Origin of the sequence: Nocardia sp. NPDC127526 (assembly GCF_042672265.1) — a bacterium.
In the GTDB taxonomy this organism is placed as follows: domain Bacteria; phylum Actinomycetota; class Actinomycetes; order Mycobacteriales; family Mycobacteriaceae; genus Nocardia.
The window spans coordinates 1-16,060 of the sequence record NZ_JBHXVO010000008.1 but is presented as its reverse complement, the minus strand read 5'-3'; the positions used below and the strand labels follow the sequence as shown (position 1 = coordinate 16,060).

The following is a 16,060-nucleotide window of genomic DNA, read 5'->3' as shown; positions in this document are numbered from 1 at the left end:
CGTGGGTACCCAATTGATCTGCAACCCCGAGGAACTGCGCGAGCTGTTCCTGTTCGAGAAGCTCGACGACGAGCAGCTGGCCTGGCTGTGCCGCGACGGGCGGGTCGAGAACTTCGAGCCGGGACTGGTCTTCCGCGAGGGCGATCCGGCCACCTGCTTCTACGTGCTCATGGACGGCGAGGTCCGGCTGACCAAGATGTCCGGCGGCGAGGAGATCGAACTCGTCCGCACCGACCATCACGGGTCCTACGCGGGCGCGTGGACGGCCTATATGGGCGACAAGGTCGACCAGAACTACACCGGATCGTTCTATGTGACCCGGCCGTCGAAGTTCTTCGTGCTGGACGCCGGGACCTTCGCGCGCATGGTGCAGACCTGGTTCCCGATGGCGCTGCACCTGCTCGAAGGCGTGTTCTTCGGCAACCGCAATGCCAACGAGATCATCGGGCAGCGCGAGCGGCTGGTGGCGCTGGGCTCGCTGTCGGCGGGCCTCACCCACGAGCTCAACAATCCGGCCGCCGCCGCGGTGCGCGCCACCGACTCGCTGCGCGAACGGGTGGCCGGCATGCGGCACAAGCTGAAGATGATGGCGCACGGCAAATTCGACTCCAAGACGCTCGAGAAGCTGGTGGCCCTGCAGGAGGAGGCGGCCGAACAGGTCGGCAAGGCGCCGACGCTGACCTCGCTCGAGGCCGCCGACCGGGAGGACGAGTTCGGCGACTGGCTGGAGAGCCACGACATCGCCAATGGCTGGGATCTGGCGCCGAATTTCGTGCAGGCCGGATTCGACATCGACTGGCTGGAGCGGATTCACGGCACGCTGTCCGGTTGCGGCCAGGGCGTTTTCGAGGGCGCGATCCGCTGGCTCAACTACACGGTCGAGACCGAGCTGCTCATGAACGAGATCGCCGATTCCACCACGCGCATCTCCTCGCTGGTGAATGCGGCCAAGCAGTACTCGCAGATGGATCGGGCGCCGTTCCAGGTGGTCGATATCCACGAGTTGCTGGACAGCACGCTGGTCATGCTGGGCCGCAAGATCGGCGACGAGGTGGAGGTGGTCAAGGAGTACGACCACGCGCTGCCGCCGGTGCCGTGCTTCGCGGCGGAGCTGAATCAGGTGTGGACCAACCTGATCGACAATGCCATTGCGGCCATGGCCGGGCGCGGCACCCTCACCGTCCGCACCTATCGCGAGAACGGTTGCGCCGCAGTGGAAATCGGCGATACCGGGCCGGGTGTCCCGGACGAGTTGCGGCACCGCATCTTCGAGCCGTTCTTCACCACCAAACCGGTCGGCGAGGGCACCGGGCTGGGCCTGGACATCTCCTTCCGCATCGTGGTGAACAAGCACCACGGCGATATCCGGGTCGAATCCGAGCCGGGCAACACCCGTTTCATCGTCCGGCTGCCGCTGGAGAGCCCGGAGCTCGCCGAGGAACTGCAAACCACAAGCACCGCAAGCTGATACGGGAGGCATTCGATGTCGCAGCAGATTCCGGGAATCGACACCACCATGGCGCCCAGCGGGCCGGGCTGTGTGGAATGCGAAGCGGCGCAAGGGTGGTGGGTGCACCTGCGCCGGTGCGCGCAGTGCGGTCACGTCGGCTGCTGCGACACCTCGCCGTCGCAGCACGCCACCAAGCATTTCAAGAACACCGGTCACCCGTTCGTGCAGAGCTTCGAACCCGGTGAGGACTGGTTCTGGAACTACGAGACCGACGAGATGTACGACGGCGGTCCCGAACTCGAGCCGCCCCGCCATCACCCGCTCGACCAGACCGTTCCCGGCCCGCGCGACCGGGTGCCGGCGGATTGGCAGAGCCGTCTTCACTGAGTCGCCCGGCCGCCGAGCCACCCGCCGCACGGGCTCGGCGTCTTTGCCGGCCCGCACGGCGGGCAGACTCGGGTATCCAGCGCCGCTGCCAGCGTGCGGACAGGTACCCGGTATTCGGATTGGTCTGTGAGAGCACCGGTTTCGATAACATAGGTGACCCGGTACGCGCACAATGGACTGAGCGTGCACGACTCGGGCTCCTCAGTGCATCGATCCCTTGGGGGCGGTCGTGCGGGTACCCTGCGGAGGCGTGGCATGGTCGTAGTACTCGATACCGACGCTGTCGACCCCGATCTGCGCGCCGATGCCATGGAAGAGACCGTGCGGATGGTATCGGTGCCCCAGCACGTCGTGCCCACGGATGACCGGCTCGAGGCGCGCGTCGATCTCTGGGACCTTGGCACCGCCGGGATCTACCGGATTCGCGCCACCGGTCTGCATTTCATGCGCACCATGCGGCAGGTGCGTCGAGCGCCATCGCCGATCTTGGCGGTGGCGGTGCGGCAAACGGGCACGATGCGTCGCCAGTTCGGCGATGTGCGCGAGACCATCCGCCAAGGGGCGCTGTTCGTCATGGACTTCAATGTGCCGTATGAGGTCGACTGGCACGGTGCGGGTGAGCATGCCCTGCTCATGGTGCCACTGGATCAGTTGGCGATACCTTCGCAGATGATCCGCATCGGCGCCGCCAGACCGCAGGCCAGCCCGCTCTATCGGCTGGTGACCGGTCATATCTCCGAGCTGACGGCAATGGCCGACCAGGTCGCAGGCGACCCCGCGGCGCGGGAAATCGGCAGTGCGTGTGTGGAGCTGGTGCGTGCGCTGATGGCATCGGCCGCCGGCTCGGACAATTGCGACGGCGCTGCCGTACCGAGCGAGATCCTCTTGACTCGGATTCGGCAGTTCATACGCGATAACCTGTCGGACCCGCGGTTGGGCGCGCCGATGATTGCACGGGCACACAACGTATCGGTGCGTTACCTGTACAAGCTCTGCGGCAGTGCCGATCTCCGGCTCGAGCAGTGGATCATCCAGGAACGACTGGAACAGGTTCGTCGCGAGCTGGCCCGCCCGGAGAACAGCCGTCGCTCCATCTCGGCGATCGCGGGCAAATGGGGCTTCCAGGATCCATCGCACTTCGCGCGCCGCTTCCGCGCCGCCTATGGAATGCGGCCGCGCGACTGGCGCCAGGCGTCGGTCGCGCGGCCGCCCACAGTGGCCGAGCGGGAGTGAGCATCTGACTCGGCGCGGCGAGCATGCATTTCGATGCGGCGTGGACACTGTGCCCGCCGTCAACTGCTCGACGTTTGCGTGTGCGAACTATCGCCGCGTGAATCACCGAGTCCGGGTACGCTGCTGCGAGCGCCGGGCGGCTCGGCGCGCAGGCACTCCCGGAAGCTCGGAAAGCAGGGTATGAAGAGGATTTCGATCGTCGCCCTCACGGCAGGCGCGATGGCGTTGGCGCTCGCCGGATGCGGGCAGGACGGTTCCACCACCGCGACCGGCCAGAACTCGAACACCGCGACGACGACGGCCCGACTAACCGACCCCCGGCCCACCACCACGGCTGCCGCGCCGATCGAGCCGCCCGCCGAGGCCCCGGTGTCGCCGGTGACCAAGAAGACGACCGCGCCCAATGGCGCGCAGACCACCTGTGGCGAATTCCGGGACCTCGACGACGCCACCGAGAAGACCGTCATCGACCAGATCCTCGCCGCCAATCCGGGCTCCATCCTCGAAGGCAGCCCCAATGTGGCCCTCGGCACCGCCAAGCTGGCCTGCCTCGCCGACGCCTACACCCAGACCCCGGTGGCCGTGGCAATCCGCGTCGCCCCCAAGTAATCCCGAAACACTTCCCGCCCGATCTCCGTTAGAGAGTTGTTGGCACCTCATAAGGGGTGGCGCGCACCGTAATGCGCGTGTGGATAGTCACCGCTGTCCGCGCGTCGCGCAGGCGTATCGTCGGAAAACGGTTGCGAAGTGCGAGGACGGGTGGACGGATGGACGCCGACGGGCTGATCGAATTCCAGCGGCATCGCCCTCGGCTGTTCGCGCTCGCGTATCGCATGCTCGGATCCGCCGGGGAGGCCGAGGATGCGGTGCAGGAGACGTACCTGCGGTGGGATGCGACGCTGCGCGGCGAAATCCGGTCCGCGGAAGCGTGGTTGACCACCATTCTGGTGAATTTGTGTCGTACCTGGCTGGATTCGGCCCGCGCGCGACGCGAGACCTATGTCGGGCCGTGGCTGCCCGAACCGGTGCCCACGGCCGCGGGAGAACTCGGCCCGCTGGAATCGGCCGAGCAGCGCGAAATGGTGTCGCTGGCCTTCCTCACGCTGCTGGAGCGGCTGACTCCCGCCGAACGCGCGGTGTTCGTGCTGCGCGAGGCCTTCGGCTACGCCCACCGCGAGATCGCCGACATGCTCGATCTCACCGAGGCGAATTCCCAGCAGCTCTATCGCCGCGCCACCCAGCGCGTTCGCGAGGATCGGCCGCGGTTCGATCCGGCCCCGGCGCACGCCCGCGAGCTGTTCGAAAAGTTCCTGGCCGCCGCGGCTTCCGGCGATCTGGCCTCGCTCGAGGCCATGTTCACCGCCGATATCGTGTCCACGGCCGACGGCGGCGGCAAGGTCACCGCGGCGCGCCGCCCGATCGTGGGGCCGGCCCGGGTCGCCCGCTACGTGGCCGGTCTGTTCGCGCAGGAGGTGCCCGGCATGGAGCTCGCCGTCGAGGAGGTGAACGGGGCCGTCGCCCTGGTGGTCCGGACCTTCGGAGCCGTCTTCGGCATCGCCACCGTCGACTTCCTCGGTGACAAGGTCGCGGGCGTGCACCTGGTCCTGAACCCCGACAAGCTGGCCTTCTTCAGCAATGCGGACAAGGCCGCCAGCCGCTGAACCGGTTGTGACACAGCACACCTCGGGATCCGTCATGGATCCGGAGACCATCCCGTCTAGAGGGTGTCGGACCACCGAAAGGAAGTCACCCTCATGACCGGAGAACATCGGATCGTCGTCTTGGGCGCCGGATACGCCGGACTGTCGGCCGCGAAGCGGGCGGCACGCGTGCGCGGGGCGCGGGTCACGGTGATCGACACGCGGGCCGAGCTGGTCGAGCGGGTGCGGTTGCACCAGGAGCTGGCCGGGCAGCGGATTCCGCGCTGGGATCTGCGGGAACTGCTGGAGCGCAAGGGAATCGAATTCGTGCGGGCGCGGGTGACCCGGATCGATCCGGCGGCGCGGCGCGTGGAACTGGAGGGGGACGGGTCCGTCTCCTACGATTCGCTGATCTACGCGCTCGGCAGTTTCGGGCAGGCCGACGGCGTGCCCGGCGTGGCCGAATTCGCCTGCACGGTGGCGACTCCCGAGGATGTGCGCGGCCTGCCGCCGCTCTCCGGACGGGTGGCCGTGGTGGGCGGCGGCTCCACCGGAATCGAGACCGCCGCCGAATTGGCCGAGGCCCGACCGGATCTCACCGTGCTGCTGCTGAGCGCGGAGGAGCCGGGCGCCTGGCTCTCGGACAAGGCGCGCGGTCACATTCGCGCGGTCCTCGACCGGCTGGGCGTCGAGGTGCACTCCGGTGCGAAGGTCGTCGAAGTTCTCGCCGACGGCGTCGAACTGGCCGGCGGCGACCGGATCCCGGCCGACATCGTGCTGTGGACAACCGGTTTCGCGGTTCCGCCGGTGGCCGCCGACTCCGGCCTGGCCGTGAACGCGCACGGTCGTGTCCTCGTCGACGATGAACTGCGGTCCCGCTCGCATCCGGAGATCTATGCGGTCGGCGATGCGGCGACCATGGCCGGTCCCGGCGATCGCGAGCTGCGCATGGCCTGCGCGACCGCGCTGCCCGCGGGCACGTACGCGGCCACCGCGATCGCCGCCCGCTTGCGCGGCAAGCAGCCCGCGCCGCGGCGGTTCCGCTATGTCATCCAGTGCCTCAGCCTCGGCCGCGCCGATGGCGTCATCCAGTTCGTGCGCGCCGATGACGCCCCGGCCCGCACCGTGTTGACCGGTCGCACCGCGGCCAGGTTCAAGGAGCTGGTCGTGCGCGGCGCGGGTAAGGCGGCGCGTCCCTGAGCGGCGGGCCGTCGAGTGTGAACAGCCCGATCTGCTCACAGCGAAATCGTCAATGAATGGTTGACTATCGACAGATGGTCAACCTAACGTTGACGCGTGACAAACCCTTTCCGCCTCGATGACCTGATCAACGGCATCAAGAAGGCCCGCCCCGACAACGTCCTGGAACAACTCTCCGACGCCGTGGTCGCCGCCAACCATCTCGGCGAACTCGCCGACCACCTGATCGGCCACTTCGTCGACCAGGCCCGCCGCTCCGGCGCCTCCTGGACCGATATCGGCGGCAGCATGGGCGTCACCAAGCAGGCCGCCCAGAAGCGCTTCGTCCCCAAGTCGCCCGTCGATGCCGGTGACGCCGCCGCGCTCGACCCGAACGCCGGTTTCGCCCGCTTCACCCCCCGGGCCCGCGCCACCGTGGTGGCCGCGCAAGAGGAGGCCCGCGACGCCGGCAATGCCGAGATCACCACCGCCCACCTGATTCTCGGCATGCTGCGCGATCCGGATTCCCTCGCCGTGCACATCGTCACCGCCAAGGGCATCGGCGTCGACGCCGTCCGCCGCGTCGCCACCGCCGCCCTGCCCGCCGCCGCCGACGGCGAACTCCCCGCCATGATCCCCTTCGACGCCGAGGCCAAGAAGGCCCTGGAACTCACCTTCCGCGAGGCCCTCCGCCTCGGCCACAACTACATCGGCACCGAACATCTCCTGCTCGCCCTCCTCGACCAGGAAAACGGCACCGGCGTCCTCTCCGGTCTGGGCCTCGACAAGGACACCATCTCCGCCGACGTAGCAGCCCTGCTGGCCTCGATAACCCCCGGCCCATCCGACGCGAAGTAATACCGGCCGTCCAGTTCCCCAGCTTCGGCCCCCGCGCCGGATACCATGGAGCAATGGCGGACGACGAGGGTTCCGACCTAGTTGCGGGGGAAAGACGCGCCGACCTGCTGCGTGCCCTCTCCTATGTCTCAACCGAAGACACCCCGGACGGCGGCTACATAGTGAACGGCGACCTACCGCCCGACCTGGCGCCGCCGTTCATCCGCGCCATCATGCGCATAGAAGCCGAACTCCTCCTCCAGGACGCCGCCCTGGTCGACATAGACCACGGCGAACCCCGCACCCCCGAAGAACGCCGCACCGACGCCCTGATAGCCCTCCTCCTCCGAGTAGACGACCGCCTCGTCATGTAAATCCCACAACTCTCGAAACTCTCAGGGGCAAGCCCCTGAAACCCCGCCCGAGCCGAGCGAGCGCAGCCCGAAAACTCCGGTGGCAGTCGGCCGGGCGCAGCCCAAGGACTCTGGTGGCAGTCGAGCGGGTGCGGCCCAGGAGCTCTGGTGGCAGTCGGCCGGGTGCGGCCCAAGAGCTCTGGTGGCAGTCGGCCGGGTGCGGCCCAAGGACTCTGGTGGCAGTCGAGCGAGCGCAGCCCAAGAGCTCTGGTGGGCAACAGCCAGGGATTCGGCGGACAGAGCCCCGACGTCCGGCGGGCATAGCTCAGCGTCTGGGGTATAGCGCGGAGGTCCGGCAGGCACGGCCCAGAGATCTGACGGGCGCAGTCCGCAGGCTTGGCGGGCACGCAGTGGGGGCCTGGCGGGCACAGCCTTGGGGCCCGGCGGGCAACAGCCCTGGGGATCTGGCGGGCACGCAGTGGGGGCCTGGCGGGCGCGGCCTTGGGGCCCGACGGGCGCAGCCTGGGGATCTGGCGGGCATAGCCTGGGGATCCGGTGAGCGCAGCCCTGGGGCTCTGGTGGGGCGTAGTCCCGGGGGATCTGGTGGGCGCAGCCCTAAGGGGGTTCGGGGGCTTAGCCCCCGTTTTCCTCTTCCGGGGGTTTGGGGGCGGAGCCCCCAACCTTGCACTCGGGAGTGCTGAGTGCTAGAAATGGCTTTGGCACTCCATACCCGTGAGTGCTAGGTCGGGACGGTGAGGCCAATCAAGGTCGTCCGTCGCGGGCACCGAGCCTGGCCAGATCGTGTCAATCCCCTGATCTGGAGGATCTCAACGCAATGGCCAAGACAATTGCGTACGACGAAGAGGCTCGCCGCGGTCTCGAGCGCGGTCTGAACAGCCTCGCCGACGCTGTCAAGGTGACCCTGGGCCCCAAGGGCCGCAATGTCGTGCTGGAGAAGAAGTGGGGCGCCCCCACCATCACCAACGACGGCGTCTCCATCGCCAAGGAAATCGAGCTCGAGGACCCGTACGAGAAGATCGGCGCGGAGCTCGTCAAGGAAGTTGCGAAGAAGACCGACGACGTCGCGGGTGACGGCACCACCACCGCCACCGTGCTCGCCCAGGCTCTGGTTCGCGAGGGCCTGCGCAATGTCGCGGCCGGCGCCAACCCGCTGGGCCTGAAGCGCGGCATCGAGAAGGCCGTCGAGGCCGTCACCACCAAGCTCCTCGCCACCGCCAAGGAGGTCGAGACCAAGGAGCAGATCGCTGCTACCGCGGGCATCTCGGCCGGCGACTCGTCCATCGGTGAGCTCATCGCCGAGGCCATGGACAAGGTCGGCAAGGAAGGCGTCATCACCGTCGAGGAGAGCAACACCTTCGGTCTCCAGCTGGAGCTGACCGAGGGCATGCGCTTCGACAAGGGCTACATCTCGGGCTACTTCGTGACCGACCCGGAGCGTCAGGAAGCGGTCCTCGAGGATCCGTACATCCTGCTGGTCGGCTCGAAGATCTCGACCGTCAAGGACCTGCTGCCGCTGCTGGAGAAGGTCATCCAGGCCGGCAAGCCGCTGCTGATCATCGCCGAGGACGTCGAGGGCGAGGCCCTGTCGACCCTGGTCGTGAACAAGATCCGCGGCACCTTCAAGTCCATCGCCGTGAAGGCCCCGGGCTTCGGTGACCGCCGCAAGGCCATGCTGGCCGATATCGCCATCCTGACCGGTGGCGAGGTCATCAGCGAAGAGGTCGGCCTCTCCCTGGAGACCGCCGGTCTGGAGCTGCTGGGCCAGGCCCGCAAGGTCGTCGTCACCAAGGACGAGACCACCATCGTCGAGGGCGCGGGCGACGCCGAGGCCATCAAGGGCCGCGTCGCGCAGATCCGCACCGAGATCGAGAACTCGGACTCGGACTACGACCGCGAGAAGCTGCAGGAGCGCCTGGCCAAGCTGGCCGGCGGTGTTGCGGTCATCAAGGCCGGCGCCGCGACCGAGGTCGAGCTCAAGGAGCGCAAGCACCGCATCGAGGATGCCGTGCGCAACGCCAAGGCCGCCGTCGAGGAGGGCATCGTCGCCGGTGGCGGCGTGGCCCTGCTGCAGTCGGCTCCGGCCCTGGACGAGCTGTCCCTCACCGGTGACGAGGCCACCGGCGCGAACATCGTCCGCGTCGCGCTCTCGGCTCCGTTGAAGCAGATCGCCTTCAACGCCGGCCTGGAGCCGGGCGTCGTCGCCGAGAAGGTCTCGAACCTTCCGGCCGGCCACGGCCTGAACGCCGACTCGGGCGAGTACGTCGACCTGCTGGCCGCCGGCGTTGCCGACCCGGTCAAGGTCACCCGCTCGGCGCTGCAGAACGCCGCCTCCATCGCGGCGCTGTTCCTCACCACCGAGGCCGTCGTCGCCGACAAGCCGGAGAAGGCCGCCCCCGCGGGCGACCCGACCGGCGGCATGGGCGGCATGGACTTCTGAGTCCTGCCTTCCGGCAACCTGTTTCGAACCGGGGACCGGCTCACCTTCGGGTGGGCCGGTCTTCGGCGTTTCGGGGGTGAATCGGTCGGTGAATCGGTCGATGTCCTTGGGGCGCAGTATTTCTGGTGGAACTTGTCGGTGGGTTCCGCCAAGATCGGAACCGGTTTCGGATCCGGAACCGTTCTGATGGGGAGAAATTCAGATGTTTGCACTGCGCAAGGTGGTATTGGGTCTCGCGGTCGTCTCGGCGGTGGCGGTCACCGGCGGGGCGGGAACGGCAGCGGCCGAACCCGGGCCGGACGGTCGCTACTACGGCTCGCTCGCCCTCGCGACGAACACTCCGGAGGGGGCCGTATGGGGCGTCACCTGGAACTACCCGTCGCAGGAGGAAGCCGACTGGGACGCGGTCGACGAGTGCGGCTACTCGAACTGCTCGGTCATCGCGCGTTTCGTGGATGAGTGTGTGGCGCTGGCGAAGCGCGACGGCCGCTACGCCACGGCCGTGGGCCCGACCCGCGCCGATGCGGAGCGCGCGGCGATCGCCGCGTTCGGCCCGCCGCGGCCCGCGACCATGAGCGCGGCGGCCAGTGAGGCCAAACTGCTGGATTCGGAGTGCAGCGGCTACGCGAGCTGAGCGTCGGCCGATCACGGCCCGGCCCACCCCGGGGTGGGCCGGGCCGCGGCGTTTTCAGGGCTGGGCGGGCAGGCCGATGAGGTCGGCCATGAGGTTCATGTGGTGATCGAAGTATTCGGCGCGGGCGGTGACCGTGCCTTCGAGTCGGCCGAAGATCTCGAAGGTGATCAGGCCGAAAAGCTGTGTCCAGGCGGCGAATACGCGGTCGAGTGTTTCCTCGGGGAGGTCGGCCGGTGCGGCGGTGGGGCGCTGTTCGATGAGCGTGCGCAGGTCCGCCCGGACGGGGGCGGGGAGCGGCGAGGGCAGGGGCGGGGGCGTCAGCCGGCCGTCGAGGGCGGCGGCGGTGGCGATATCGGCGAGCAGCAGGACGACGGTCGCGGCGGGTGCGACGGTGTCCTGCGGCGCTCGGTATCCGGGCACCGGGCTGCCGTACAGCAGGCCGTATTCGGCGGGGTGGGCGATGGCCCAGTCGCGGACGGCGGTGCACACCGCGAGCCAGCGGCCGCGGTGATCGGATGCGGGGCGGGCGGTGGCGGCGGTGGTCGCGGCCGCGCCGAGGTTCTCGTATCCCTCCAGCAGCAGTGCGGTGAGCAGGTCGTCGCGGCTCGGGAAGTACCGGTAGAGGGCCGAGGCGACGATGCCCATGTCCCGGGCCACGCCGCGCAGCGAGAGAGCGGGTCCGTCCACGGCCAGCCGTTTGCGGGCGGCGGCCTTGATCTCCTCGATCATTTCGGCGCGCACGCGGGCGCGGAGTGACGGTCCGGACATGGTCGCAGTATAGAGAACATTCGCCCGTTTCGAGAACAGTGCGTCATTGCGAGAACATCGTTCTTGACGCCGCTGCGGCGCGGGTCTACCGTTGAATCCATCGCGAGAACAGTGTTCTCGCATCGGAGCACAACACAGGATCGAGGACGCCATGTCCCTGCATATCGTTATCGGAGCCGGCCCGGTCGGCACGGCCGCCGCCCGCCTGCTGGCCGACCGGGGCGAGCGGGTTCGCCTGCTGACCCGCCGCGGTACCGGTCCCGAGCATCCCGCCATCGAATTGGTCGCCGCCGACGCGACGGACGCGCCCACGCTGATCGGGCACGCCGATGGCGCGACCGCGCTCTACCAGTGCGCGGGGATGCCCTACAAGAACTGGGTCACGGACTTCCCGCCGCTGGCCGCGGCCTGCGTGACGGCGGCGGAGAAGACCGGCGCGGTGCTCGCGACCGTCGGAAACCTGTACGGCTACGGCGAATTCGACGGGCCGGTCGACGAATCGCATCCGCTGCAGCCCAATTCGGTGAAGGGGCGGGTGCGGGCCGAGATGTGGAATTCGGCCTTGGCCGCGCATCGGGCGGGCCGCATCCGCACCGTCGAGGTGCGCGGCTCGGATTACCTCGGGGCGGGCGCGAATTCGACGTTCACCGCCATGGCCTTGCCCGCGCTGCTCGCCGGGAAGAAGGCCATGGTGCCCGCCGATCCGGATGCGGCGCACAGCTGGACCGCCATCGACGATGTGGCGTGCACCCTGGTCGCGGCCGCCGCCGATGACACCGCGTGGGGCCGGCCGTGGCATGTGCCGACCCCGCCGCCCATGTCGATGCGCGCCCTGGCCGAGCTGGTCGCGTCCGTCGCGGGCGCACCGCCGGCGCGGGTGAGCCGGATGCCCTACGCCCTGCTGTGGGTGGCGGGTCTGTTCAATGCGGACGCGAAGGAGATCCGCGAGCTGCGCTACCAGTTCGACCGGCCCTTCGTGCTCGACTCCGCCGCGGCGATCGCGCATTTCGGTATCGAGCCCACGCCGACCGAACAGGCGGTCCTGGCCATGGTGCAGGACCGCCGCGCCGGTCAGCCCAAGGGCTGAGCGAAGCGCAGGTGGTTGCCCCAGGGGTCGGCGAAGCCGCAGTCGCGCACGCCGTAGGGCTGGTCGATGAGCGGCTGCTCGACCTCGGCGCCGGCGCTCTGGAGGCGCTCGAACAGCGCGGTCACATCGGGAACGCTGAAGATGAGGGTGCCCTGGGCCCGGCTGTCGAGGCGGGTCCGGGCCGCCGCGCTCGCCTCGGCGGACGGGTTCATGGCCGGGGTCTCCAGCAGGATCTCCGGGCCGGGCTGCGCGGCCGGGCCGACGGTCAGCCAGCGGGCCTCGGGGAGGAACGGAATATCCTGCCGTACCTCGAAGCCGATGACATCGCGGTAGAACTCGACCGCCTTGTCCTGATCGTCGACCAGGATCGAGACGTGGGTGAGGGTGAAGTCGGTGCTGCTCATGGGCCTATCTCTCTGGTTCGGGTCGCCGGGGACATCGATGCAGACGCCCGGTACCGGCGAAACTAATCGGTTCGCTCGGTCGGTTCGAAAAACTGGAAGAAAATTCTGACGGTCGTGTCGATCGATGCCGCTCCCCGTTCGACCCAGTGGTGAGAGGGTCGAGAGGGACCCGGACAACCGAGGAGACACCACCATGAAATACATGCTGATCTTTCGCGCGACCGACGAGGCGATGAAGTCGATGCAGGACATCGACTTCGACGAGATGCTGAACGCGATGGGGCAGTTCAACGACGAGTTGATGCGGGCGGGCGTGCTGCTCGCCGCGGAGGGTCTCGATGATGCGAGCGAGGGCGTGGTCGTCGACTACTCCGCCGAGCCGCCGATTGTCACCGACGGGCCGTACGGCGAGACGAAGGAATTGTTCGGCGGCTTCTACCTGCTGAATCTGGCCTCGAAGGAAGAGGCCGTGGAGTGGGCCAAACGCCTGCCCATGACCCGGCCCGGCGTCAAGACCGAGATTCGCCGCGTCCCCACCATCGACGAATTTCCGCAGGACAACGAGTGGGTTCAGAAGGAACGCAAGTGGCGTGAGCAGACCGGTCAGCTCTGAGCCGGCCGATGGGCGATCCCACCGGGCGTGAGGCCGTAGCCGCCATCTGGCGGATCGAATCCGCGCGCATCGTCGGTGCGCTGGCGCGCTATACCGGCGATTTCGCGCTGGCCGAGGATCTCGCCCAGGAAGCGCTGGCGGAGGCGCTGGTGACGTGGCCGCGCGAAGGCGTGCCGCGCAATCCGGCCGGCTGGTTGCTGACGGTCGGCCGCCGCCGCGCCATCGACGCCTTCCGCCGCCGCTCCGCGCTCGACGAGCGCTATGCCGTCCTCGCCCGCGACTTGGGCGAGGGCGGCGCCGTGACCGGCGGCGCGCCCGCCGAACCGTCCGGCGACGTGCTCTGGGATCCCGATCGGATCGACGACGACGTGCTCGCCCTGATGTTCATCTCCTGCCACCCGGTGCTGTCCCGCGAAGCCCGGGTGGCGCTGACCCTGCGCGTGGTGGGCGGCCTCACCAGCGACGAGATCGCCAAGGCGTTCCTGGTTCCGACCGCCACCGTCCAGGCCCGCATCACCCGGGCTAAGAAAACACTCGCCGCCGCCCGCGTCCGGTTCGAACTGCCATCGGCGGCGGAGCGCACCGAACGCCTGGGTTCGGTCCTGAGCGTCATCTACTTGATCTTCACCGAGGGTTCCTCCGCCACCTCCGGCGATGACCTGATCCGTTTCGACCTCGCGGGGGAAGCCCAGCGCCTGGCGCGGGTGCTCACCCATCTCGTCCCGAACGAGCCCGAGGCGCACGGACTTTCGGCGCTGCTCGATCTCACGGCCGCCCGTTTTCCGGCGCGCACCGCCCCGAACGGCGACCCGGTCCTGCTCGAGGACCAGGACCGCCGCCGCTGGAATCACGCCGAGATCCGCCGTGGCCGCGCCGCTCTCGCGCGCGCCGAGCAACTGGGCCGCGGGCTGGGCGCCTACGGGTTGCAGGCGGCGATCGCCGAATGCCATGCGGTGGCGCGCTCGGTGGCGGACACGAACTGGGAGCGCATAGTCCTCATCTACGAGGCGCTGGGCCGGCTCGCGCCATCCCCGATCGTGGAGCTCAATCGCGCCGCCGCGGTCGCCATGGCGCAGGGCCCGGCCGCCGCCTTGGCCATTGCCGACGATCTGGTGGCGGCGGGCGCGCTGGCGAAGTCGCATCTGCTCCCGACCGTGCGCGGCGAACTGCTCATCCGGCTCGGCCGGACCGCCGAGGCCCGCGACGAATTGAAGCGCGCGATCGACAGCTGCGGAAACGAGCGCGAGCGCGGGCTGTTGCGCCGCAAGCTCGCCGACCTCGACGAGAGTGAGCAGAGAGGAAGCCGATGACGGATTCGAACCATATGCCCTCCTTCCGTTCCGACCAGATCGAGCCGACGGCCATCGACCAGCTGGTCGAGGTGCTCGATATGCAGGCCGCCCTGCCCGGTATCCGGCGGTTGCGGGAGTGGGCGCAGCAGGCGCTGGCGGTGCGCACGGGTGAGCGGGCGCTGGATATCGGGTCCGGAACCGGGTCGGAGGTGTTCGAATTCGCACGTCGGGTGGGCGCGGCCGGATCGGCGGTCGGTGTGGACCCGAATCCCGCCATGCTCGCGGTCGCGCGGGCCCGGGCCGCCGAGATCGGGGTGGACGCCGAGTTCACCGAGGCGAGCGTGTACCGGATGCCGTTCGAGGACAACAGTTTCGACGCGGTGCGCTGTGAACGCGTCTACCAGCACCTGGATGATCCGGCGGCGGCGACCGCGGAGATAGCCCGCATTCTGCGCCCGGGCGGGCGGGTGGTGCTGATCGACAGTGACTGGTACACCGCCATCACCCATCCCGGGGATCCCCAGGTGGTGGCCGCTCTGGACGCGGACGCCCTGGCGCGCAGCACCAATCCCGGGTCGGGACGGTTGTTGCGCGGTCTGCTGGTGCGGGCCGGATTCGTCATCGACGACATCGGTTCGCAGGCCCTGATCTGGGATCCGGAGGCCGTGCTGCCGATGGAGCGGATGTTCACCGAGACCGCCGTCGCCGCGGGCGTCATCACGGCCGCGCAGGCCGAGCAGCTGTTCGCGGACCTCGAAGCCGGCGTGCGCTCCGGCGACTTCCATATGTCCGTCACCATGTTCGCGGTGCTGGGACATCTGGAGGGCTAGTCGCCGGCCGCGCGTCAGGGGTGGGGGTGGCGTTCGGACAGGGTGACGGCGGCATCGATGGGGCGGATGCCGAGGCGGGCGGCGGACTCGGCGATGGTCGCCTGGGTGTCGGCGTCATTGGGGTAGGTGGGGTCGTAGAGGAGTTCCACCAATTCGATGGCGGCCATGGCCTCGGCTTTGCTGAGAAGGCGGCCGGGGAGCCAGCTGACGCGCCAGGTGTCGTGCGGGCCGGGTAGTCGTTCCGCGAACTCGTCGACGAGGGCGCTCGTGATCGACCAATCGCAGACGTACACACAACCAAGGTCGTACGCCGGGCGTCCGCTTTCAAGAGTTTGACCCGCCAGCTACGAGACCACTTGGTACTAACCGCGCAATTCGGGCCTCTGACCAGGCGATTTGACATCGCTTCGGGGCAACACGTAACTTATTCCAGGTCAGAGCGACACGGACACCGACCCGGAGCCCCGAGGGCCTGGGAAACGAGGTTGGACGAGGAGCGCCTGATGATCACACTAGCTTCACCTGACCAGCGGATTTGGTTCTGCTGCGACTGGCGAGCTAAGCTGTAAAAGTTGCCTCACGATCGAGCGGGACAAAGAGCCCGGGAGATCGTTTGTGCGTGTGTTCTTTGAGAACTCAATAGTGTGTCGATGAATGTCAGTGCCAAATATTTAATTTGGTTCCGGCCTTTCACCCCCCGTGTGAGGGTCGGACATTTTTAGTCAGCTAATTTCCGGCTGGCGTTATCTTGCTGGGTTTTCGGACTCACGTGATTTTTCTGATTGCCTCTTCGGAGGAAATCGAGAGTCTTCAACGGAGAGTTTGATCCTGGCTCAGGACGAACGCTGGCGGCGTGCTTAACACATGCAAGTCGAGCGGTAAGGCCCTTCGGGGT

17 protein-coding genes and 1 rRNA gene are annotated in these 16,060 nt (G+C 68.3%); 15 read left to right on the top strand and 3 right to left on the bottom strand.

What is annotated here, in order from left to right:
* The first annotated feature begins 1 nt into the window (after position 1).
* The 10 genes from ACFVIV_RS16270 to ACFVIV_RS16225 all read left to right on the top strand — a co-directional run bounded on the left by ACFVIV_RS16270 (position 2) and on the right by ACFVIV_RS16225 (position 10,171).
* On the top strand, positions 2-1,468 hold the full coding sequence (locus ACFVIV_RS16270; protein ID WP_379196919.1) for an ATP-binding protein: 1,467 nt from the start codon (positions 2-4) through the stop codon (positions 1,466-1,468).
* Positions 1,469-1,483: 15 nt separating this feature from the next.
* A complete protein-coding gene (locus ACFVIV_RS16265; RefSeq protein ID WP_379196917.1) occupies positions 1,484-1,837 on the top strand; it encodes a UBP-type zinc finger domain-containing protein in 354 nt (117 codons plus the stop codon).
* Positions 1,838-2,092: 255 nt separating this feature from the next.
* Positions 2,093-3,070, top strand: coding sequence for a helix-turn-helix domain-containing protein (locus ACFVIV_RS16260; protein WP_379196915.1), 978 nt, complete (start codon positions 2,093-2,095; stop codon positions 3,068-3,070).
* Between the two features lie 180 nt (positions 3,071-3,250).
* Positions 3,251-3,679: a hypothetical protein gene (locus ACFVIV_RS16255; RefSeq protein WP_379196913.1), complete on the top strand. Its 429-nt coding sequence runs from the start codon at positions 3,251-3,253 to the stop codon at positions 3,677-3,679.
* Positions 3,680-3,837: 158 nt separating this feature from the next.
* Entirely contained in the window at positions 3,838-4,731 is an 894-nt protein-coding gene (locus ACFVIV_RS16250; RefSeq protein WP_379196911.1) for an RNA polymerase sigma-70 factor, read from the top strand.
* Between the two features lie 93 nt (positions 4,732-4,824).
* Complete coding sequence (locus ACFVIV_RS16245; protein WP_379196909.1) at positions 4,825-5,910, top strand: NAD(P)/FAD-dependent oxidoreductase; 1,086 nt, start codon at positions 4,825-4,827, stop codon at positions 5,908-5,910.
* A 96-nt stretch (positions 5,911-6,006) separates the two neighbouring features.
* Positions 6,007-6,747, top strand: coding sequence for a Clp protease N-terminal domain-containing protein (locus tag ACFVIV_RS16240; protein ID WP_379196907.1), 741 nt, complete (start codon positions 6,007-6,009; stop codon positions 6,745-6,747).
* A gap of 53 nt (positions 6,748-6,800) precedes the next feature.
* Positions 6,801-7,100, top strand: coding sequence for a hypothetical protein (locus tag ACFVIV_RS16235; RefSeq protein ID WP_379196905.1), 300 nt, complete (start codon positions 6,801-6,803; stop codon positions 7,098-7,100).
* An 814-nt stretch (positions 7,101-7,914) separates the two neighbouring features.
* Positions 7,915-9,537 carry a chaperonin GroEL gene (gene groL, locus ACFVIV_RS16230; RefSeq protein ID WP_379196903.1) on the top strand — a complete coding sequence of 541 codons (1,623 nt, stop codon included), beginning with the start codon at positions 7,915-7,917 and terminating at the stop codon, positions 9,535-9,537.
* A 202-nt stretch (positions 9,538-9,739) separates the two neighbouring features.
* Positions 9,740-10,171, top strand: a complete 432-nt coding sequence (locus tag ACFVIV_RS16225; RefSeq protein WP_379196901.1) for a DUF4189 domain-containing protein — start codon at positions 9,740-9,742, stop codon at positions 10,169-10,171.
* A 54-nt stretch (positions 10,172-10,225) separates the two neighbouring features.
* Here the strand turns inward: ACFVIV_RS16225 and ACFVIV_RS16220 are convergent, their stop codons facing one another.
* A complete protein-coding gene (locus ACFVIV_RS16220; protein WP_379196900.1) occupies positions 10,226-10,939 on the bottom strand; it encodes a TetR/AcrR family transcriptional regulator in 714 nt (237 codons plus the stop codon).
* A gap of 151 nt (positions 10,940-11,090) precedes the next feature.
* On the opposite strand from ACFVIV_RS16220, the gene ACFVIV_RS16215 reads away from it, so the two are divergent.
* The gene (locus ACFVIV_RS16215; RefSeq protein ID WP_379196898.1) at positions 11,091-12,026 is read left to right on the top strand and encodes an NAD-dependent epimerase/dehydratase family protein; all 936 of its coding nucleotides are present in this window, start codon (positions 11,091-11,093) and stop codon (positions 12,024-12,026) included.
* Here the strand turns inward: ACFVIV_RS16215 and ACFVIV_RS16210 are convergent.
* Positions 12,011-12,430 carry a VOC family protein gene (locus ACFVIV_RS16210; RefSeq protein ID WP_379196896.1) on the bottom strand — a complete coding sequence of 140 codons (420 nt, stop codon included), beginning with the start codon at positions 12,428-12,430 and terminating at the stop codon, positions 12,011-12,013. The two genes, ACFVIV_RS16215 and ACFVIV_RS16210, sit on opposite strands and share 16 nt — an antisense overlap.
* Positions 12,431-12,623: 193 nt before the next feature.
* Here ACFVIV_RS16210 and ACFVIV_RS16205 point away from each other — a divergent pair, with 193 nt between their 5' ends.
* The 3 genes from ACFVIV_RS16205 to ACFVIV_RS16195 are packed head-to-tail and all read left to right on the top strand — an operon-like array spanning position 12,624 to position 15,165.
* Positions 12,624-13,043 (top strand): YciI family protein, encoded by a 420-nt coding sequence (locus ACFVIV_RS16205; protein ID WP_379196894.1) that lies wholly within the window; start codon positions 12,624-12,626, stop codon positions 13,041-13,043.
* A gap of 8 nt (positions 13,044-13,051) precedes the next feature.
* Positions 13,052-14,353: an RNA polymerase sigma factor gene (locus tag ACFVIV_RS16200; protein WP_379196892.1), complete on the top strand. Its 1,302-nt coding sequence runs from the start codon at positions 13,052-13,054 to the stop codon at positions 14,351-14,353.
* Complete coding sequence (locus tag ACFVIV_RS16195; RefSeq protein ID WP_379196890.1) at positions 14,350-15,165, top strand: methyltransferase domain-containing protein; 816 nt, start codon at positions 14,350-14,352, stop codon at positions 15,163-15,165. Before ACFVIV_RS16200 ends, ACFVIV_RS16195 begins: the two co-directional genes overlap by 4 nt.
* A gap of 14 nt (positions 15,166-15,179) precedes the next feature.
* On the opposite strand, the gene ACFVIV_RS16190 is transcribed toward ACFVIV_RS16195, so the two are convergent.
* Entirely contained in the window at positions 15,180-15,458 is a 279-nt protein-coding gene (locus ACFVIV_RS16190; RefSeq protein ID WP_379196888.1) for a hypothetical protein, read from the bottom strand.
* 517 nt (positions 15,459-15,975) lie between these two features.
* Here ACFVIV_RS16190 and ACFVIV_RS16185 point away from each other — a divergent pair.
* Positions 15,976-16,060 (top strand): 16S ribosomal RNA (locus tag ACFVIV_RS16185); the annotation flags it as partial.

Coding starts and splice junctions, on each gene's coding strand:
- ACFVIV_RS16265 (WP_379196917.1), top strand. CDS start 1,484: ATGTCGCAGCAGATTCCGGGAATCGACACCACCATGGCGCCCAGCGGG.
- ACFVIV_RS16260 (WP_379196915.1), top strand. CDS start 2,093: ATGGTCGTAGTACTCGATACCGACGCTGTCGACCCCGATCTGCGCGCC.
- ACFVIV_RS16255 (WP_379196913.1), top strand. CDS start 3,251: ATGAAGAGGATTTCGATCGTCGCCCTCACGGCAGGCGCGATGGCGTTG.
- ACFVIV_RS16250 (WP_379196911.1), top strand. CDS start 3,838: ATGGACGCCGACGGGCTGATCGAATTCCAGCGGCATCGCCCTCGGCTG.
- ACFVIV_RS16245 (WP_379196909.1), top strand. CDS start 4,825: ATGACCGGAGAACATCGGATCGTCGTCTTGGGCGCCGGATACGCCGGA.
- ACFVIV_RS16235 (WP_379196905.1), top strand. CDS start 6,801: ATGGCGGACGACGAGGGTTCCGACCTAGTTGCGGGGGAAAGACGCGCC.
- groL (WP_379196903.1), top strand. CDS start 7,915: ATGGCCAAGACAATTGCGTACGACGAAGAGGCTCGCCGCGGTCTCGAG.
- ACFVIV_RS16225 (WP_379196901.1), top strand. CDS start 9,740: ATGTTTGCACTGCGCAAGGTGGTATTGGGTCTCGCGGTCGTCTCGGCG.
- ACFVIV_RS16220 (WP_379196900.1), bottom strand. CDS start 10,939: ATGTCCGGACCGTCACTCCGCGCCCGCGTGCGCGCCGAAATGATCGAG.
- ACFVIV_RS16215 (WP_379196898.1), top strand. CDS start 11,091: ATGTCCCTGCATATCGTTATCGGAGCCGGCCCGGTCGGCACGGCCGCC.
- ACFVIV_RS16210 (WP_379196896.1), bottom strand. CDS start 12,430: ATGAGCAGCACCGACTTCACCCTCACCCACGTCTCGATCCTGGTCGAC.
- ACFVIV_RS16205 (WP_379196894.1), top strand. CDS start 12,624: ATGAAATACATGCTGATCTTTCGCGCGACCGACGAGGCGATGAAGTCG.
- ACFVIV_RS16200 (WP_379196892.1), top strand. CDS start 13,052: ATGGGCGATCCCACCGGGCGTGAGGCCGTAGCCGCCATCTGGCGGATC.
- ACFVIV_RS16195 (WP_379196890.1), top strand. CDS start 14,350: ATGACGGATTCGAACCATATGCCCTCCTTCCGTTCCGACCAGATCGAG.